Raw genomic sequence first — 12935 nt, forward strand, 5'->3', positions numbered from 1 at the left:
GGCGATCCCGGGCGCCTCATGCGTGCGTTACTGGCCGATCATGTTTTCCGCGAACCACTTGCGCCATTCGGCGGTCTTTTCCGCGCGCAGCTTATGGTCGATGATCAGTGTCTGGCTTGCCCACTGGTCGGCGGTGGTGAAGATGCCGGGAAGGGCGGCGGTCTCGGCGCTCAAGGAGGCATTATCGATGACCGGGCTGCCCTTCTTGAGCTCGGCGATCTTGGCCTGCACCGCCGGATCGAGCGCGATGTTCATGAATTTGTAGGCCAGCTCGCTTTTGGCGGTCCCCTTCATGATGCCCATAGTATCCACACCGAGCACGCCGCCTTCCTTGGGAATGACGATCTCTACCGGCACGCCCTGGTCGCGCATGTAATAGGCGTTCATCGACAGGATCACCTGCACCGGCGTTTCGCCGGTCGCGAAAAGCTGCTGGCTGTTGGCGTCGTTGGTGTAGAAGGCCTTGTAGTTCGGCTTCAGCGCCTTGAGTTTTTCCTGGCCTTTCTCCCATCCGGCCGCATCGCTGCCTTCCAGTTTCGCGGAAACCGCGATCACGTGGCTCGGATCGAAATCAGGCGAGGCAACCATGCCCTTGAGGGCAGGGTCCCACAGACCCTCCCAGCTGTCGAACTTTACGCCCTCGGGCAATTGATCCGGCAGGTAGCCGATCGTGTAGACATAGGCCCAGGCACCGATATGGTAGGGGCTGATCTTCGCCTGCTCCACCAGATGCGACGCATTCGGCACCTTGGAGAGATCGAGCGTCTCGAACAGACCGTCATTGGCATAGAGCCAGCCGACATGCGCGGTGGTGAAGGTGATGTCGCTTTCCGGCGTGCCGCCGGCGAGCTTGGCCTGATTGAGACGGTCCATCGTGCCGCCGGTGACATATTCGACCGCGACGCCGGTTTCCTCGGTGAACTTCTGGCCGATCGCCTGGTCGATCAGGTCACGGAAGCTGCCGCCCCAGGTGCTGACGACCAGTTTTTCCCGGGCATGGGCGGCGCCGGTCTGAGAAAGAAGTGTCAGGACCGAAATCACTCCGGCCATCAATACGGATGTGCGATACATGCTGTTCCCTTGTTTTCTTTGATGAAGGTCGAGTTTCCGTGCATATCCTTCGCGCTTCGCCGCTCCTCCCGTCGGCGATGCGCAATTCCTCCTCTTTCCGCCTCACGCGGCTGAAACTTCCGCAATCAAGCTGACGGCGTAGATAGCTGTGATGCGGGCAGGCCATCCCTGCGTTGGCGGGTCTGCTGCGGTGCCTATCCTCTAAGTCGTCACAAACGCCCATTTTGTAACCATTTCCAAGTGCGTCTAACATTTTGCTTTAAAAATAAGCTGGACGGATGATGGTGCACCTCTTAGCATCCGGAAAATATTATTATCTTCTGGGTTGAATAGGCTACACCTATGAACTTGTCCCTTCGTGTCCTGCGTTACGTGGTGGAAACCGCCGACTGCGGCAGCGTCACCGAAGCGGCCCGAAGACTGAACGTGTCGCAGCCGTCCATATCCACGGCGCTTGCGCAGGTGGAAGCGCAGCTCGGCATCCAGATATTCGTCCGCCATCACGCCCGCGGGGTCACCCTGTCGGCGGCCGGGCAACGATACGTCAACGACGCACGGCTGCTGCTCAACCATGCACGCGACTTCGCCAACAGCGCACAAGCGCTCGGCGATGCATTGCGGGGCGAAATCGTCGTCGGCAGTTTCCCGACCCTGGCCATCCGGTTCATGCCGGCGCTCCTGTCCGGCTTTGCGCAGCGCTATCCCGGCATTTCGGTGAAGCTCGAGGAAGGCGACCAGCAGGAGATGATCGGCCACCTTATCTCGGGCCGTACGGAACTGGCGCTGTCCTATCATTTTGCCGTGCCCGACGAGATCACCGGCGAAAAACTGGCCGACCTGCCGCCCTATGCCCTGGTCTCCGCCAGCCATCCGCTTGCCGGCCGCGACGAAGTCAGTCTTGCGGAGCTGGCGAGCGAGCCGTTCATCCTGCTCGACCTGCCGCATTCGCGCGATTATTTCTTCTCCCTGTTCGCCGCTTGCGGGCTGGAGCCACAGGTTGCGTTCAGGACGCGCTCTTCCGAGCTTATCCGCGGTCTTGTCGGCCATGGGCAGGGCTATTCGCTGCATAACGTTCTGCCCCGCACGACGATCGGCTATGACGGGAGCAGGATCGCTCTCCTGCCGATCTCCGAACCGCTTCCGCCTGCCACCGTCACCTTTCTACGTCTGACGCGCCATGGACCACGGCCGGCGGTTCAGGCCTTCGCGGATTATCTGCGCGAGGCCTTTTCTAAGAGCGGCATGTTCGGCCTCGTATAAGGGGTTAGTAGCCGCGCTGCGGATCGATCCTGCTCAGCACGGCCTCTTGGCGTGCGACCCTTCTGACGTTTTCGCCGATCTGCCTGGCGGCGGAGGAAGGTAGGGCGATCGATGCCAGATGCGGCGTGATGAGGACGTTCTCCATCTCCCAGAGCGGACTATCCTCCGCGAGCGGCTCCTTGGCGAAGACATCGAGCGTGGCACCGCCGAGCCAGCCGGATGCCAACGCCTCGATCAGCGCTGGTTCGTCCACGACGCTGCCGCGTGATACGTTGATGAAGAATGCTCCTTTCTTCATCGAACGGAACATGGCTGCGTCGAGGAGATCGTCCGTCTCCGGGGTCTTCGGCAGCATGCAGACAACGATGTCGGATCGGGACAAAACGGAGACAAGAGCATCGGCACCGCTGGAGCAGGAGATGCCTTCGACATCCTTCTGGGTTCGTGACCAGCCGAGCACGCGATAACCGTGCCGGCCGCATTCCCGGGCGGCCTCAAGCCCGAGTTCTCCGAGCCCCAGCACGCCGACGGTGATGCTAGCTGGATCTTTCGGATGAATGTAATGCCAGTGCCGGTCGCGCTGCGCCTTCTCGAATTGCGGAATGTCACGGGCGTAGCGGGTAACGGCGAACAACACGAAACCCGCCATCATCCGTGCCATGCGCGGATCGGAAAGACGGGTGATGGGAACGTCCGGAAGATCGCTGCGGCCGACAAGGGCATCCACGCCTGCGCCCAGATTGACGACGAGTTCGAGCTTGGGAAAGTTCTGGAAAAAACCTTGCGGCGGCTTCCAGACGAGCGCCGAGCGCACGCAGTCCACGTCAGCGATATCCTCGCTGCGGCATAGCTCGATCCCTTCCGGTTCGAGCGCTTTCCTCCAGGCGTTGAAGTCGTCGAAGGCGCTGTAGAACACCATGCACGACCGCGTCATTTCGAGCCGCCTTCACGGATCAGCGTCGCGACCGCCGAAAGCGCAAGTTCGTAGCCAAGCGGCCCTAGGCCGGCGATGACGCCAGTGGCGGCCTTGGACACGTAGGAATGATGCCGGAACGGTTCCCGTTTCCAGATATTGCTCATATGCACTTCGATGATCGGGCCGTCATAGGCGAGCAGGGCATCAAGGATCGGGATGGAAGAGTAGGTCAGGCCGGCCGCGTTGATGACCACGCCGTGAGCTGCCTGCCTCGCCTCCTGAATCCAGTCGACGATCTGCCCCTCATAGTTGGACTGGCGAAATTCGAGCTGCAGACCGATCGCGGCCGCATGAGCATGGCACCGTTCGCCGATCGACTGGAAGCTCTCGTTCCCGTAGGTTCCCGATTTATCGAGACCATAAAGGTTGGCATTCGGGCCGTTCAGGAAAAAAACCGTGGGGAGGGGGATCATAGACTGCTCCTTGATGTGGAGCAAACATAGCCAAACCAGCGGAGCGATCTAATATTATAAATCTATTCATTGGAGCGGAATAGCGTATGAACGGTCACGAGCCGGAAGACGCTGTTCCATTCGCCGTATCGTTAGGCACCTGCAAAGAGCCGCAGCCATGCAGGCGTTGGGGGCAGGTTATGCAGCCGCCGTAGCAGCCTTGGCCGCCTCCCGGAAAGAAACGAGCTTGCCGCTCCTCTCGTCCCAGAGCACGAGCCTGACGCACAGAAGGCTCTGCCATAAAGTTATGCGGCCGATACCCACGAGTTCGGGATGATCGCGCAACACCTCCGGCAGCCGGTAATAGGGAATTCGGCTCGATAGGTGATGAACATGATGCACGCCGATATTGCCGGTGATCCATCGGAGCACCAATGGCAGATCGTAATGGGAGGCACCGTGAAGTGCGGCCTCAGGAAAGTGCCAATCCTCGGTCTTCGACCAATGCGTTTCCTCGAACTGGTGCTGAACGTAGAAGAGCCACACGCCCGCCGCTCCTGCGAGCAGCACGACCGGCAGGTGGATCAGCAGAAAGGGAACAAGCCCGACGGCCCAAATCATCACTGCGGTCAGAACTGCGAGCGCCAGATTTGTGGCCATGGTGGAAACCCAGGGCAGGGCCCCGGATTTCATCATCCCGAAAGGCAGGCGCTGCTTGAAGAGAAAAAGCCAGGCAGGCCCGATACCGAACATCACCAGCGGGTGCCGGTAAAGTCGGTAGGCAAGCCGCCTCAACAGAGGAAGCGCATGATATTCCGCAACGGTCAAAGTGGTGATGTCGCCGACGCCGCGCTCATCGAGATTGCCGGCCGTCGCGTGATGGGCCGCGTGTGCCCGCCGCCAGTAATCGTACGGCGTCAAGGTCAGCACGCCGAGGATACGTCCCGTCCAGTTATCGAGACGCCGGCGGGCGAAAAACGAGCCATGCCCGCAATCATGCTGGATCATGAAAAGCCGCAGCAGGAAGGCGGCTGCCGGGAGCACCAGGATCAGCCCGGGCCAAAAACCCTGAAAGACGGAGATATAGGCGCCGGCCCAGAATGCGACGAAAGGGAGAACCGTCACGAAAAGCTCGAATATGCTGCGTCCGAAACGCGGCTGCCGGTATTTCGAAAGGGTCTTCAGCCAAGCGCCGGCTGCGTCCTTCGGAGCTGTCTCAATTACATGGGCATTCATGGAGTTCGCTCCGCTTTTTCTCGGCCTCGGTGTGGGCGTCACCGAAGCGGGGTTCACCTGTCCGCTTTTCCGGGTCCGGGCACGCTCTTCAAACGTCAGCCTTGACGGGCCTTGCGCGCCGCATATCGGCGATCGCGTTCCGCTTTGCGGGCGGCTTCATCGGCCACGACGCGAGCAACGCGATCATTGATTTCCGCCTGCCTGGCTTCCGCCTCGGCCTTCTCATGGGCCTCCGCAGCTGCCGTCAGAGCTGCCGCTTCCGTCAAAATGCGCTCGGCCTCCGCCGCCTTTAAGGCTTCGCGCGCGGCGCGGCGTTCGTTCCTTGCGGCGGCAACGGCCTCGCGAGCGGCACGCCGCTCCTGTATGGCGGGGTCGGTCGATTTCGGAGCGGACGCAAATTTTGCCAAAAGCTGCTGCTTGGCAGCCTCTGCGGTCTTGCGGCGCTCGGCAAAGCTATTGTCGTTCGGGTGTCTCAACGTGTCTTCCTTATCGGGTTTCGGGCGGGCCGGGCTGAGGATGCATATCGCGCTTAACGGGAGGTCGTGCGGATATTCGCGTCAGCCTATGGCCGTAACGGAAAAAGGCCAGACATCCGCCTGGCCTTTGAACACTTTTGCTACCATGCCAGTACATCCGTGGTCATGGGACGCTAAAGCTTAAGCGGCCTGGAGCTGGCCCGCGGACATCTTGCCCGACTTGGGATCGCGCTCCAGCTCGAAGCCAAGCTTCTGGCCTTCGACGATCGAGCGCATGCCGGCACGCTCGACAGCAGAGATGTGAACGAAGACATCGGCGCTGCCGTCGTCAGGCTGAATAAAGCCGAAGCCCTTGGTGGCGTTGAACCATTTAACTGTGCCTGTGGTCATAACGAACCCTTTCATAGCAACATTGATCTACCACCGGGCGACGCACGGCGGTTGTTTTCGACTTTTGAGAGGGGAAGTTCGTCAAGAGGTGCGAAGTGCAGCACAAAACAAATATCGGCAAACAAAGTATCGATGGATCTTCCGATATACCATCCTTATACGGATGTCAACTTTTTGTTTTATGAAAAAACAATTTACTACCATAAGTACATGTCTGGAAAATATCTCCATCCGCAATTCCCTTGGTGATTTAGCGTCCGGCGTATCGCGCGCTACGGGGCCGCATCAGTTAATGTTTCCTTACGATCCGCGGCTTCGGTGTTTTACGCTCGACCAATCGCAGGAATGGGGACGTGGCCAGATCCCGCAGCCATGCTAAATGGCTGCTTCGCAGGAAAGACCAGTCTCCATTGCCGCAGCGGAGAGAAGAACGCTGTGGGAAAAGCCATTCGAGCGCTGCGGATCGGTTATTCGCGGTAGTTAAGTCTTAGGTTGTCGCGACAACAATCGAGGGTAGCCTGGAGCAAGTCCACTCCGAACTTGAGACCTTCAACCTCCGCCTCAATTGAAACACCCTCAGAAATGGTGTTTTTGGCTTCGAGGAGGAGCTCTTTTTCAAGTTCATCGAACCAGGCCAAGTCACCTTCTGTCCGCATGGTCGCAAGTTTTTCGATTACCGTCTGTAGTGCCGGTCCAAGCATGGTTATCGCGGCGCTCAAGTTCAGGACCGTGAACTCCCCTGATATCGGAGCTACCATTCGATTGGTCATTCTTTTATCCTTTTGCATAGGGAAGATGGAATGCAAGAGAGTGCTTTCGCTCAAAGGCTGTCCCAGAGCCTAAAGCTCTCAGTCAGCTCATGAGGTGCCAATCAGTCAATGAAATCGAATGATTGTGGTTCCGGACCAGCGAGTTTCGGTTTTCGTACCACAGCAGCCAACCTGCCACCCGGCGAACTGGGTTCCACAGAATGCCCAAGAAGCTTGGACACCGCATGAAACGGGTCATCTGCTTCTATTTCAAGGGCGGCTCCGGCATGGATGCCAGGGCGGTCTGCATCATCGAGAAATGTTTGAACTAGATATGTCGCCATTGGTCGTGCCTCACGTTAACATCCAACGCGCCGTTATTTTCGACGTCCCTTGTCCGTCTTGCTCCTGGAAGCTGACGACGTCTTTGCATCGTAACCTTGACCGTGGTTCGTGCCACCGAGATGGCCGCCGCCGCTGGTATTGGCAACTTGGCGCTGGGCCTTTCTCAGTTGCTGCTCTGCGTTATGCTTTTTCATGAAAACTCTTTCGTGTGAGAAAAATAAAGGCCGGGTAGGAAACCCGACCTTCGCACTTCAATATTCAAATCCAGTGCATCCGGGTCAAAGACGGAAGCGATATTGGCTTTATATGGACTGCAGGTTTTCCGCGGCACTCTTGCCCGAGCGCTTGTCTTCGACAAGATCATAGCTGATCTTCTGGCCTTCGCTAAGATAGGTCATGCCCGAGCGTTCGACCGCAGAGATGTGAACGAACACGTCCTTCGAGCCATCAGAGGGTTGGATGAATCCGAAGCCTTTGGCAGTGTTGAAGAATTTTACGATACCATTGTTCATGAAGACTATCCTTTCAATCGTTATGCGCCAGCCGCGCAGCAATACGCTTGCGGCAAAAGATCGATTTTGAAAGGAAAGATCAGCTCGTGCGCAAATGCGCAAAAACGAAGCTCGACAAGCAATCTCGATATTTAGTAGGTGGGCTACAACTGTGTTCCTAGAAAGGCGGTAAGCTGAATGGGGCGCGGGCTGTTAACGTGAGGATGACGTGCAACTGTCCTGGGCCTCGCCGCCCTTATCGTCAGAACACCTGGCCTCAGATCGAGAATCGAGTGCCGACGGGAGCCTCTTTAGCAATGGCAGTGGCCTAGGGCTTGCAGTTGCTCGTATTGACATCCGTTCACCCATTGCTTTCGCCACGCCTAGAGCGCATGCTGCGCATCAGCAGCCGTTAAAGGGCGCTGCTGTTTCAGGGTGTCCTTACCCTGGCCCAATGAAAAGGAGGACACCGTGTCTTCCATCCTTCACCTCAAGATTGCCCGAGATGCCGACAGAATATCGGACTCAGGGAAGCCGGAGAGCGCGCTCGACATGCAGTGCCGGCCATCAATCATTTTCATCATTTGGTCTCCTCAAGTTAGGCATCAACTTGTCCGAGACGCGTGGGGGTACGGCACTGCCTCTGCTGTAAAATAGACCGTAATTGCGATCGTCAGCGCAACAGCAGATGTATCGGCTTGAACGGAAGCAATCTCATACCCAAACAATACAGAGGATACAGAAATGGCTAAAGGACAAATGCGCAGCAATCGGGAAGCTAGAAAGCCGAAAAAGGATAAGAGCGCAGCTCCGGTGGCGGCAGTTCAGGGGGCGCAGGTCAAGCTTGCCGGCAGTGGCCTTGGTCTCGGGAAGAAACATACATGAATTCGACGTAGGCGCAGGGTTTAGGGAGGCGCCGGCTTGGCGCCTCTGCCCCGCCACTCACTCCATGACGCAGACGCCGCTGCGGAGTCGATAAGGATGGTTACAATCCCATGCGCTGCCGGTCGAGTTCAGATGCGCGTTTTCCGGAACCATGATCTGCAAACATTTATCTGACTTCATTTCGAAGCCCCTGTCGCATTTCCATTTCTGGCCATATGGCGCGTCAACGAAAATAGCGTTCTTCGGAACCTGAACGGCGATGCAAGCCTGATCCTTCTGTTCGAAGCCCCGATCGCACCTCCATTCATTTCCGCTGGTTGTCAGATATGCATGGGCCGGAACTTCGAGTTGGACGCATGCCTGATCGGTGGTGCGATATCCCCTTTCACATTCCCAACCCGACCCTTGAGTGGTTTCCGACAAAAAGGCGTTCTCCGGAACTTTGATCAGGTCACAGCCCGCATCGCTCTGGTGGTATCCACGCAGGCATTTCCAGCGATCGCCGGAATACGGGTCGATATAGGCATTGTCTGGAACCGGGACGGCGAGACATTGATCGCCCGTCTCGACGAATCCATAGTGGCAGTCCCAGCCCTTGCCGTAGGAACTGTTCGTCAGGAACGCATTATCTGGGAGTTTTACTTCAAAACAGGTGTCATCCTGCCTCCGGAAGCCATGGCTGCACTCCCAGCCGGAGCCGTAGCGGCTTGCTTGGGCATTTTCAGGCATCGGTTTCCCAGTCTGGCCGAATGTAGTGGAGCTGAGCATCGGCGCAAAGAGCAAGAGTACGGCTATTGTCAGGACCTTTGCCCTGCGAAATTGTCGGTACATAAATTTATCTCCAATAAGCCTGCACCGGCGCCTCCAGGTCCGAAGGTTCGTGGAAAGCAGGTCGAAGGCAGGGAAGAACGAAGGTGGTTGCGGCCCAGCCTACGGGGCTTCAATTTTTTCGGTGCATCCACAGGTCGATGCGGACCGGAGAGATTGCCGGACTTGCAAGCGGTGGACCTTGAAGAGGTCGTCCCTTAAGAATTGCCGCCATTCCAACTCGATGATCTCGTAGATCCCGCTCATTCATGCCGCGGACATTCACGAGCATTTTCTGGAAATAAAGCAGAAAGTTCAGATGTGAGGAGTAGGACGGCATCGCGTCCTCCTCTTGTCGGGGGCTAGGGCTCACCTACTGTCCCTCAGGCGGCAGCGCCCTTACAAATAGCGGCCGACGTGTCACCTTGGACTTCATTCCCGCTTCTGGCAAGCGGTGCTTTGGTCATCGGCCTTCGTCTTGAAAGAGGCACAATGCATCGCTATATTGGGTCTTACGTTTTCAGCCTTTTCGGCTACCTGATCCTCCCGGCTCAGCCGGTTGCTTGGCTAACCCTGATTTTGCGAACGTTTTGAACTCCGCCCCACCGGCTGGAGATGTTTGCGTCGGACGTTTGTCGTCCGCAAGCCAGAACGAGGATACTACCTTGATTGATACCGCTCGCCATGCCGCCGAAGGCCTGTTCAAACGTCCGGACGCCGGGGAAGGGTCTAACGCCGCGAAGCTGCGAGACTTCCGCAGCAGGCAAATCCTCCGCAAACGCGAGATAAAGCTTGCCGAGCTGCAGCAGCGTCTTGAAAAGCGTGCTGCGGATCCTGCCATGACCTTGTTCTTCCGTTGACGCCGTGAGTTGCAAAGTCCAGCGGGCTCGTCCGCAACGTCTCTGATCGTAAGGAATAAAACATGGCAATTTTCGACTATAGCGCCGGCGCGGGGCTTTACCCATGCAAAACCCTCAAGAGGAGGAGTCATCTCCGCTATAAGAGGTTCGACTCTGCCGCAGAGGCGCTTCGCTTTGCAATTGAGGACATGCCGGCCTCTCTGCTTCGAGGCTCCGTTCTCGAGGTCGAGGAGGCTCGTTTCGATGGTATGCAGATGCGCAAGCTCTACGACGCTGCTGGGTACCCGCTCACCAGAAAGTTGTGATGCCGCAGCTCCCGTAACCCCGCATTTCGATCGCCTCGCCGTGCCATGCCGACATAGGCCTTGGAGCCTAACAACCGGCCCCCAATAGCAAATTTCCCAATAGATTACTCCACCCAGCAAGGATTGAACGTTGAATAAAATTACCCTTACGCCCGTCCAAATCAGGGGCCTGAAACTCGCCAAGGAAGGAGACCTCTTTCCCCAAGAGGCGAAGAAATGGACGCATCTCAATGCCGTCGTCACCTACGCCAAAAGCGATCGGTTCAAGGAGCGGCCACAAAAAATCAAGTTCCTGACGACAGAGACATTGGATGCATTGAGGGAATTGGGGCTTCTGCGAAGTCTCAATCCGGATGTGAAAACAGAGGAAGCCGCCCATGGGATTACGATGGCTGGCAAGATGTGGCTTCTGAAAGACAAGTGACACGCCGGTCTTCGCTATTCAAAGCAAATAGCGAATTCTAGCATCCGAGCGAAGGAACAGCCCTCTGAAATTGGGGCGGACGGTCCATGCTGCCGCTTGCGACGCCTCAAATGTGGCATGATAACCGTCAATATCACTCAGCCCTAGGCTGTTCCCGTTGTCGGACCGGATGATGTAGCCCCAAGGCGCCTGCCGCGGGTACTCTCGCCCAGCCTCCATGTCGGCATGGCTTGAGAAGCCACGCTTCCGTGCCACGCAAGTGATGTCGATACGCCGCCGCTCGGCTCCCTGCAATGAGGGGCGGAGCGGATTTCGGCGCTTTCCTCCACTCCGACATGCTTGATTGTGACAGCGTCATGCCGTTCAAGATTCCTTACCAACAGAGAAGCTGCAATGTCCGAGATCGAGAAAATTGCGAACACGGTTGTTAAACTGGCGAAGCCGAAAATGCAGCCGAAGAACCTGTTCGAGGCGGTGAGGAAAGTGCATCCAAAAGCAACGAAGGGAGAGATCACCCGCGGCGCCTTTTACGCAGTCATCATGGCTGCGGAGAAGTATCCGGACACGGTGCATGGGCTTCACAGTCTTGCCATGGAAAGCCGGAAAGACACTCAAGACGACAACCAATGATGGGCGGAAGCCGCTGCGGAGTTGTGCGGCTCCGACGGCTTCGCCCGTGCGGCGGTCAATGACCGTGCCGTCTATCAGGCGCTTAAGGTAGGTAAGATAGGGAAGACGTTTGCTTTCTCAGCAGGCGCTTTTCTCATCCTGGCTATCTTGGATTTCACCGCCATTCGATAGCCGACTTCCTTTGGATGCCGTCCAGTATTCGATGCCGCGGATGCCGCCGGTTCATCAAGAATCTCCCCAATGGCAAACACTGTTCATCGTCATCCACCACATCGGGGTAAACCGCGCGATCCGAAGCTTTCGGCAGACCGTATTCCCGGTGAGGTGACCTTCTCAAGGCGCTGGCCCCTATCGGCGTCCAGTACGTGGCCACCGCCGCCATCAACTCTGCCAAGGTCCGCTTTGGCGATCCCACCATCCGTGAAGCGCTTCAATTTGAACCCCAGTTCACCCGCTACGGATCGATTAAGCCCAGAAGAGCGCAAGAGGAGACGTGCTAATGGTGAAGGTGATCACGAGCATCGTCCTCAGCGCAGGCCGCAACGAAATGAGGACGGGCTTGTTCGGTGCGAACTTCGCCGCGGATTGCGCTGTGACATAAATTGAAGGCGCTCCAGTAGAGCGGCCCGGATTTGTGGCGGAAATGCTCTTGCATGTGCCGAAGAGCATCGCCGGGACCTTTGATGGCCCTGCCGAGCAAATCGGCTCCCTCCACGTGCACTGGGCGTCGCCAGCGGGCGGCAAATGCGATCCTGATTACGGTACTCAAGGACGCTCACCTCTCAGATGGCCGAGGAGAAATCTCCCCGACTGTCTTCATTACCACGCGCACGAGGTCGGAGTCCGATTTATTCCTAAGTACGAGACCGTAACGGGTGCTTGCGCTTCTATCCAAGCTGGTCGCCGAAAAGGAGACAGAGCTTTGAACCACTACGCCGGTCATGCCCATCCGATACGCGGGTCTGGTAGTTCCACCCGAAACCTAGTGCCGTGTGCTGCTAACTGCCTGCTCGACGGCAACCTTCGCATCATCAGGCGACCGTCTGCCTTCCTGAACGGCTACGCAGGTTTTCCATGCGTGACGCCAACTCCTACTGGTCTGGTTCGGAGTGTGAGAAAGCCAAGTCAACGCCTCCTCGGGCGATCCGACGCTTATCCGAAGGCCATCATCTTCAAAGACTATGGGCTTATCCCAACGTGTGACGAGCATAATCCAGTCCCTAGTGGCGCATTGTCTATACAAACCAATTCCGGGCAGGCTGTCATAGTTCCGTCGACAATCACAAATGAGGAGTGAAGTCATGAACAAGCTCAACTTCGCCGCAATCCCCCTGCGCGGTGGTTTCCTCAGCTTCTACCGGATGGTCCACTATTGGGGAAGAACGTCATCCGGCACGATTTCCTCCTCGTGGCATGGCGTTGATGCGCTGACGCTGAAGAGAACACGGCGCGCGACTGCCAAGAAGCTATTGCGCAAAGCGAGGCCGTAGAGGTCGAGCGGGTGAGGGCGGAAGCATGAGTATTCACCAGCTAGCGCTAATCGAAGGTTCCAGAGAGTTGATTTACAGCGAAGCGCTCAAGGCGTCGCTCGAGCGGAAAAATGGCTGTCGTCGTCGGGGGGGGGGCAGGAACGGATCC

The 12935-nt window shown here is 57.4% G+C and carries 17 protein-coding genes; 6 read left to right on the plus strand and 11 right to left on the minus strand.

Annotated features, from left to right (window positions below; genetic code table 11):
• Positions 1-27: 27 nt before the first annotated feature.
• The gene (locus ACE04I_RS17550; RefSeq protein ID WP_046796864.1) at positions 28-1071 is read right to left on the minus strand and encodes an ABC transporter substrate-binding protein; all 1044 of its coding nucleotides are present in this window, start codon (positions 1069-1071) and stop codon (positions 28-30) included.
• Between the two features lie 342 nt (positions 1072-1413).
• On the opposite strand from ACE04I_RS17550, the gene ACE04I_RS17555 reads away from it, so the two are divergent.
• Positions 1414-2331, plus strand: coding sequence for a LysR family transcriptional regulator (locus ACE04I_RS17555; RefSeq protein ID WP_046796863.1), 918 nt, complete (start codon positions 1414-1416; stop codon positions 2329-2331).
• Between the two features lie 4 nt (positions 2332-2335).
• On the opposite strand, the gene ACE04I_RS17560 is transcribed toward ACE04I_RS17555, so the two are convergent.
• The 8 genes from ACE04I_RS17560 to ACE04I_RS17595 all read right to left on the minus strand — a co-directional run bounded on the left by ACE04I_RS17560 (position 2336) and on the right by ACE04I_RS17595 (position 9000).
• Positions 2336-3265: a 2-hydroxyacid dehydrogenase gene (locus ACE04I_RS17560; RefSeq protein WP_046796862.1), complete on the minus strand. Its 930-nt coding sequence runs from the start codon at positions 3263-3265 to the stop codon at positions 2336-2338.
• Positions 3262-3720 carry a type II 3-dehydroquinate dehydratase gene (locus ACE04I_RS17565; protein WP_046796861.1) on the minus strand — a complete coding sequence of 153 codons (459 nt, stop codon included), beginning with the start codon at positions 3718-3720 and terminating at the stop codon, positions 3262-3264. The genes ACE04I_RS17560 and ACE04I_RS17565 overlap by 4 nt, the downstream gene beginning before the upstream one ends.
• Before the next feature lie 177 nt (positions 3721-3897).
• A complete protein-coding gene (locus ACE04I_RS17570) occupies positions 3898-4935 on the minus strand; it encodes a fatty acid desaturase (protein WP_046796860.1) in 1038 nt (345 codons plus the stop codon).
• A gap of 95 nt (positions 4936-5030) precedes the next feature.
• Positions 5031-5411, minus strand: a complete 381-nt coding sequence (locus tag ACE04I_RS17575; protein WP_046796859.1) for a DUF6481 family protein — start codon at positions 5409-5411, stop codon at positions 5031-5033.
• Positions 5412-5591: 180 nt separating this feature from the next.
• The gene (locus ACE04I_RS17580) at positions 5592-5801 is read right to left on the minus strand and encodes a cold-shock protein (protein ID WP_046796858.1); all 210 of its coding nucleotides are present in this window, start codon (positions 5799-5801) and stop codon (positions 5592-5594) included.
• A 467-nt stretch (positions 5802-6268) separates the two neighbouring features.
• On the minus strand, positions 6269-6571 hold the full coding sequence (locus ACE04I_RS17585; RefSeq protein WP_052760496.1) for a hypothetical protein: 303 nt from the start codon (positions 6569-6571) through the stop codon (positions 6269-6271).
• A 626-nt stretch (positions 6572-7197) separates the two neighbouring features.
• Positions 7198-7407 carry a cold-shock protein gene (locus tag ACE04I_RS17590; RefSeq protein ID WP_046796857.1) on the minus strand — a complete coding sequence of 70 codons (210 nt, stop codon included), beginning with the start codon at positions 7405-7407 and terminating at the stop codon, positions 7198-7200.
• A gap of 921 nt (positions 7408-8328) precedes the next feature.
• On the minus strand, positions 8329-9000 hold the full coding sequence (locus ACE04I_RS17595; protein ID WP_137326548.1) for a hypothetical protein: 672 nt from the start codon (positions 8998-9000) through the stop codon (positions 8329-8331).
• 743 nt (positions 9001-9743) lie between these two features.
• Here ACE04I_RS17595 and ACE04I_RS17600 point away from each other — a divergent pair.
• The 4 genes from ACE04I_RS17600 to ACE04I_RS17615 all read left to right on the plus strand — a co-directional run bounded on the left by ACE04I_RS17600 (position 9744) and on the right by ACE04I_RS17615 (position 11297).
• Complete coding sequence (locus tag ACE04I_RS17600) at positions 9744-9938, plus strand: hypothetical protein (RefSeq protein WP_046796970.1); 195 nt, start codon at positions 9744-9746, stop codon at positions 9936-9938.
• A gap of 62 nt (positions 9939-10000) precedes the next feature.
• On the plus strand, positions 10001-10243 hold the full coding sequence (locus ACE04I_RS17605) for a hypothetical protein (RefSeq protein WP_046796855.1): 243 nt from the start codon (positions 10001-10003) through the stop codon (positions 10241-10243).
• Positions 10244-10373: 130 nt separating this feature from the next.
• Entirely contained in the window at positions 10374-10667 is a 294-nt protein-coding gene (locus tag ACE04I_RS17610) for a hypothetical protein (protein ID WP_046796854.1), read from the plus strand.
• Positions 10668-11060: 393 nt separating this feature from the next.
• Positions 11061-11297 (plus strand): hypothetical protein, encoded by a 237-nt coding sequence (locus tag ACE04I_RS17615; protein ID WP_046796852.1) that lies wholly within the window; start codon positions 11061-11063, stop codon positions 11295-11297.
• A 496-nt stretch (positions 11298-11793) separates the two neighbouring features.
• On the opposite strand, the gene ACE04I_RS17620 is transcribed toward ACE04I_RS17615, so the two are convergent.
• Positions 11794-12018, minus strand: coding sequence for a DUF982 domain-containing protein (locus ACE04I_RS17620; protein ID WP_487207412.1), 225 nt, complete (start codon positions 12016-12018; stop codon positions 11794-11796).
• Between the two features lie 261 nt (positions 12019-12279).
• On the minus strand, positions 12280-12600 hold the full coding sequence (locus ACE04I_RS17625) for a DUF982 domain-containing protein (RefSeq protein ID WP_487207393.1): 321 nt from the start codon (positions 12598-12600) through the stop codon (positions 12280-12282).
• Between ACE04I_RS17625 and ACE04I_RS17630 the strand changes: the two genes are divergently transcribed.
• Positions 12599-12787, plus strand: a complete 189-nt coding sequence (locus tag ACE04I_RS17630) for a hypothetical protein (protein ID WP_046796851.1) — start codon at positions 12599-12601, stop codon at positions 12785-12787. The genes ACE04I_RS17625 and ACE04I_RS17630 overlap by 2 nt on opposite strands.
• Positions 12788-12935 lie beyond the last annotated feature (148 nt).

The organism is Rhizobium moroccans, from assembly GCF_057559155.1.

Excerpts from the sequence above, each read along its gene's own strand:
- ACE04I_RS17595 (WP_137326548.1), bottom strand. The coding sequence starts at position 9,000 with ATGCCTGAAAATGCCCAAGCAAGCCGCTACGGCTCCGGCTGGGAGTGC.
- ACE04I_RS17625 (WP_487207393.1), bottom strand. The coding sequence starts at position 12,600 with ATGACTTCACTCCTCATTTGTGATTGTCGACGGAACTATGACAGCCTG.
- ACE04I_RS17570 (WP_046796860.1), bottom strand. The coding sequence starts at position 4,935 with ATGAATGCCCATGTAATTGAGACAGCTCCGAAGGACGCAGCCGGCGCT.
- ACE04I_RS17585 (WP_052760496.1), bottom strand. The coding sequence starts at position 6,571 with ATGACCAATCGAATGGTAGCTCCGATATCAGGGGAGTTCACGGTCCTG.
- ACE04I_RS17590 (WP_046796857.1), bottom strand. The coding sequence starts at position 7,407 with ATGAACAATGGTATCGTAAAATTCTTCAACACTGCCAAAGGCTTCGGA.
- ACE04I_RS17630 (WP_046796851.1), top strand. The coding sequence starts at position 12,599 with ATGAACAAGCTCAACTTCGCCGCAATCCCCCTGCGCGGTGGTTTCCTC.
- ACE04I_RS17555 (WP_046796863.1), top strand. The coding sequence starts at position 1,414 with ATGAACTTGTCCCTTCGTGTCCTGCGTTACGTGGTGGAAACCGCCGAC.
- ACE04I_RS17550 (WP_046796864.1), bottom strand. The coding sequence starts at position 1,071 with ATGTATCGCACATCCGTATTGATGGCCGGAGTGATTTCGGTCCTGACA.
- ACE04I_RS17560 (WP_046796862.1), bottom strand. The coding sequence starts at position 3,265 with ATGACGCGGTCGTGCATGGTGTTCTACAGCGCCTTCGACGACTTCAAC.
- ACE04I_RS17565 (WP_046796861.1), bottom strand. The coding sequence starts at position 3,720 with ATGATCCCCCTCCCCACGGTTTTTTTCCTGAACGGCCCGAATGCCAAC.
- ACE04I_RS17615 (WP_046796852.1), top strand. The coding sequence starts at position 11,061 with ATGTCCGAGATCGAGAAAATTGCGAACACGGTTGTTAAACTGGCGAAG.
- ACE04I_RS17605 (WP_046796855.1), top strand. The coding sequence starts at position 10,001 with ATGGCAATTTTCGACTATAGCGCCGGCGCGGGGCTTTACCCATGCAAA.
- ACE04I_RS17580 (WP_046796858.1), bottom strand. The coding sequence starts at position 5,801 with ATGACCACAGGCACAGTTAAATGGTTCAACGCCACCAAGGGCTTCGGC.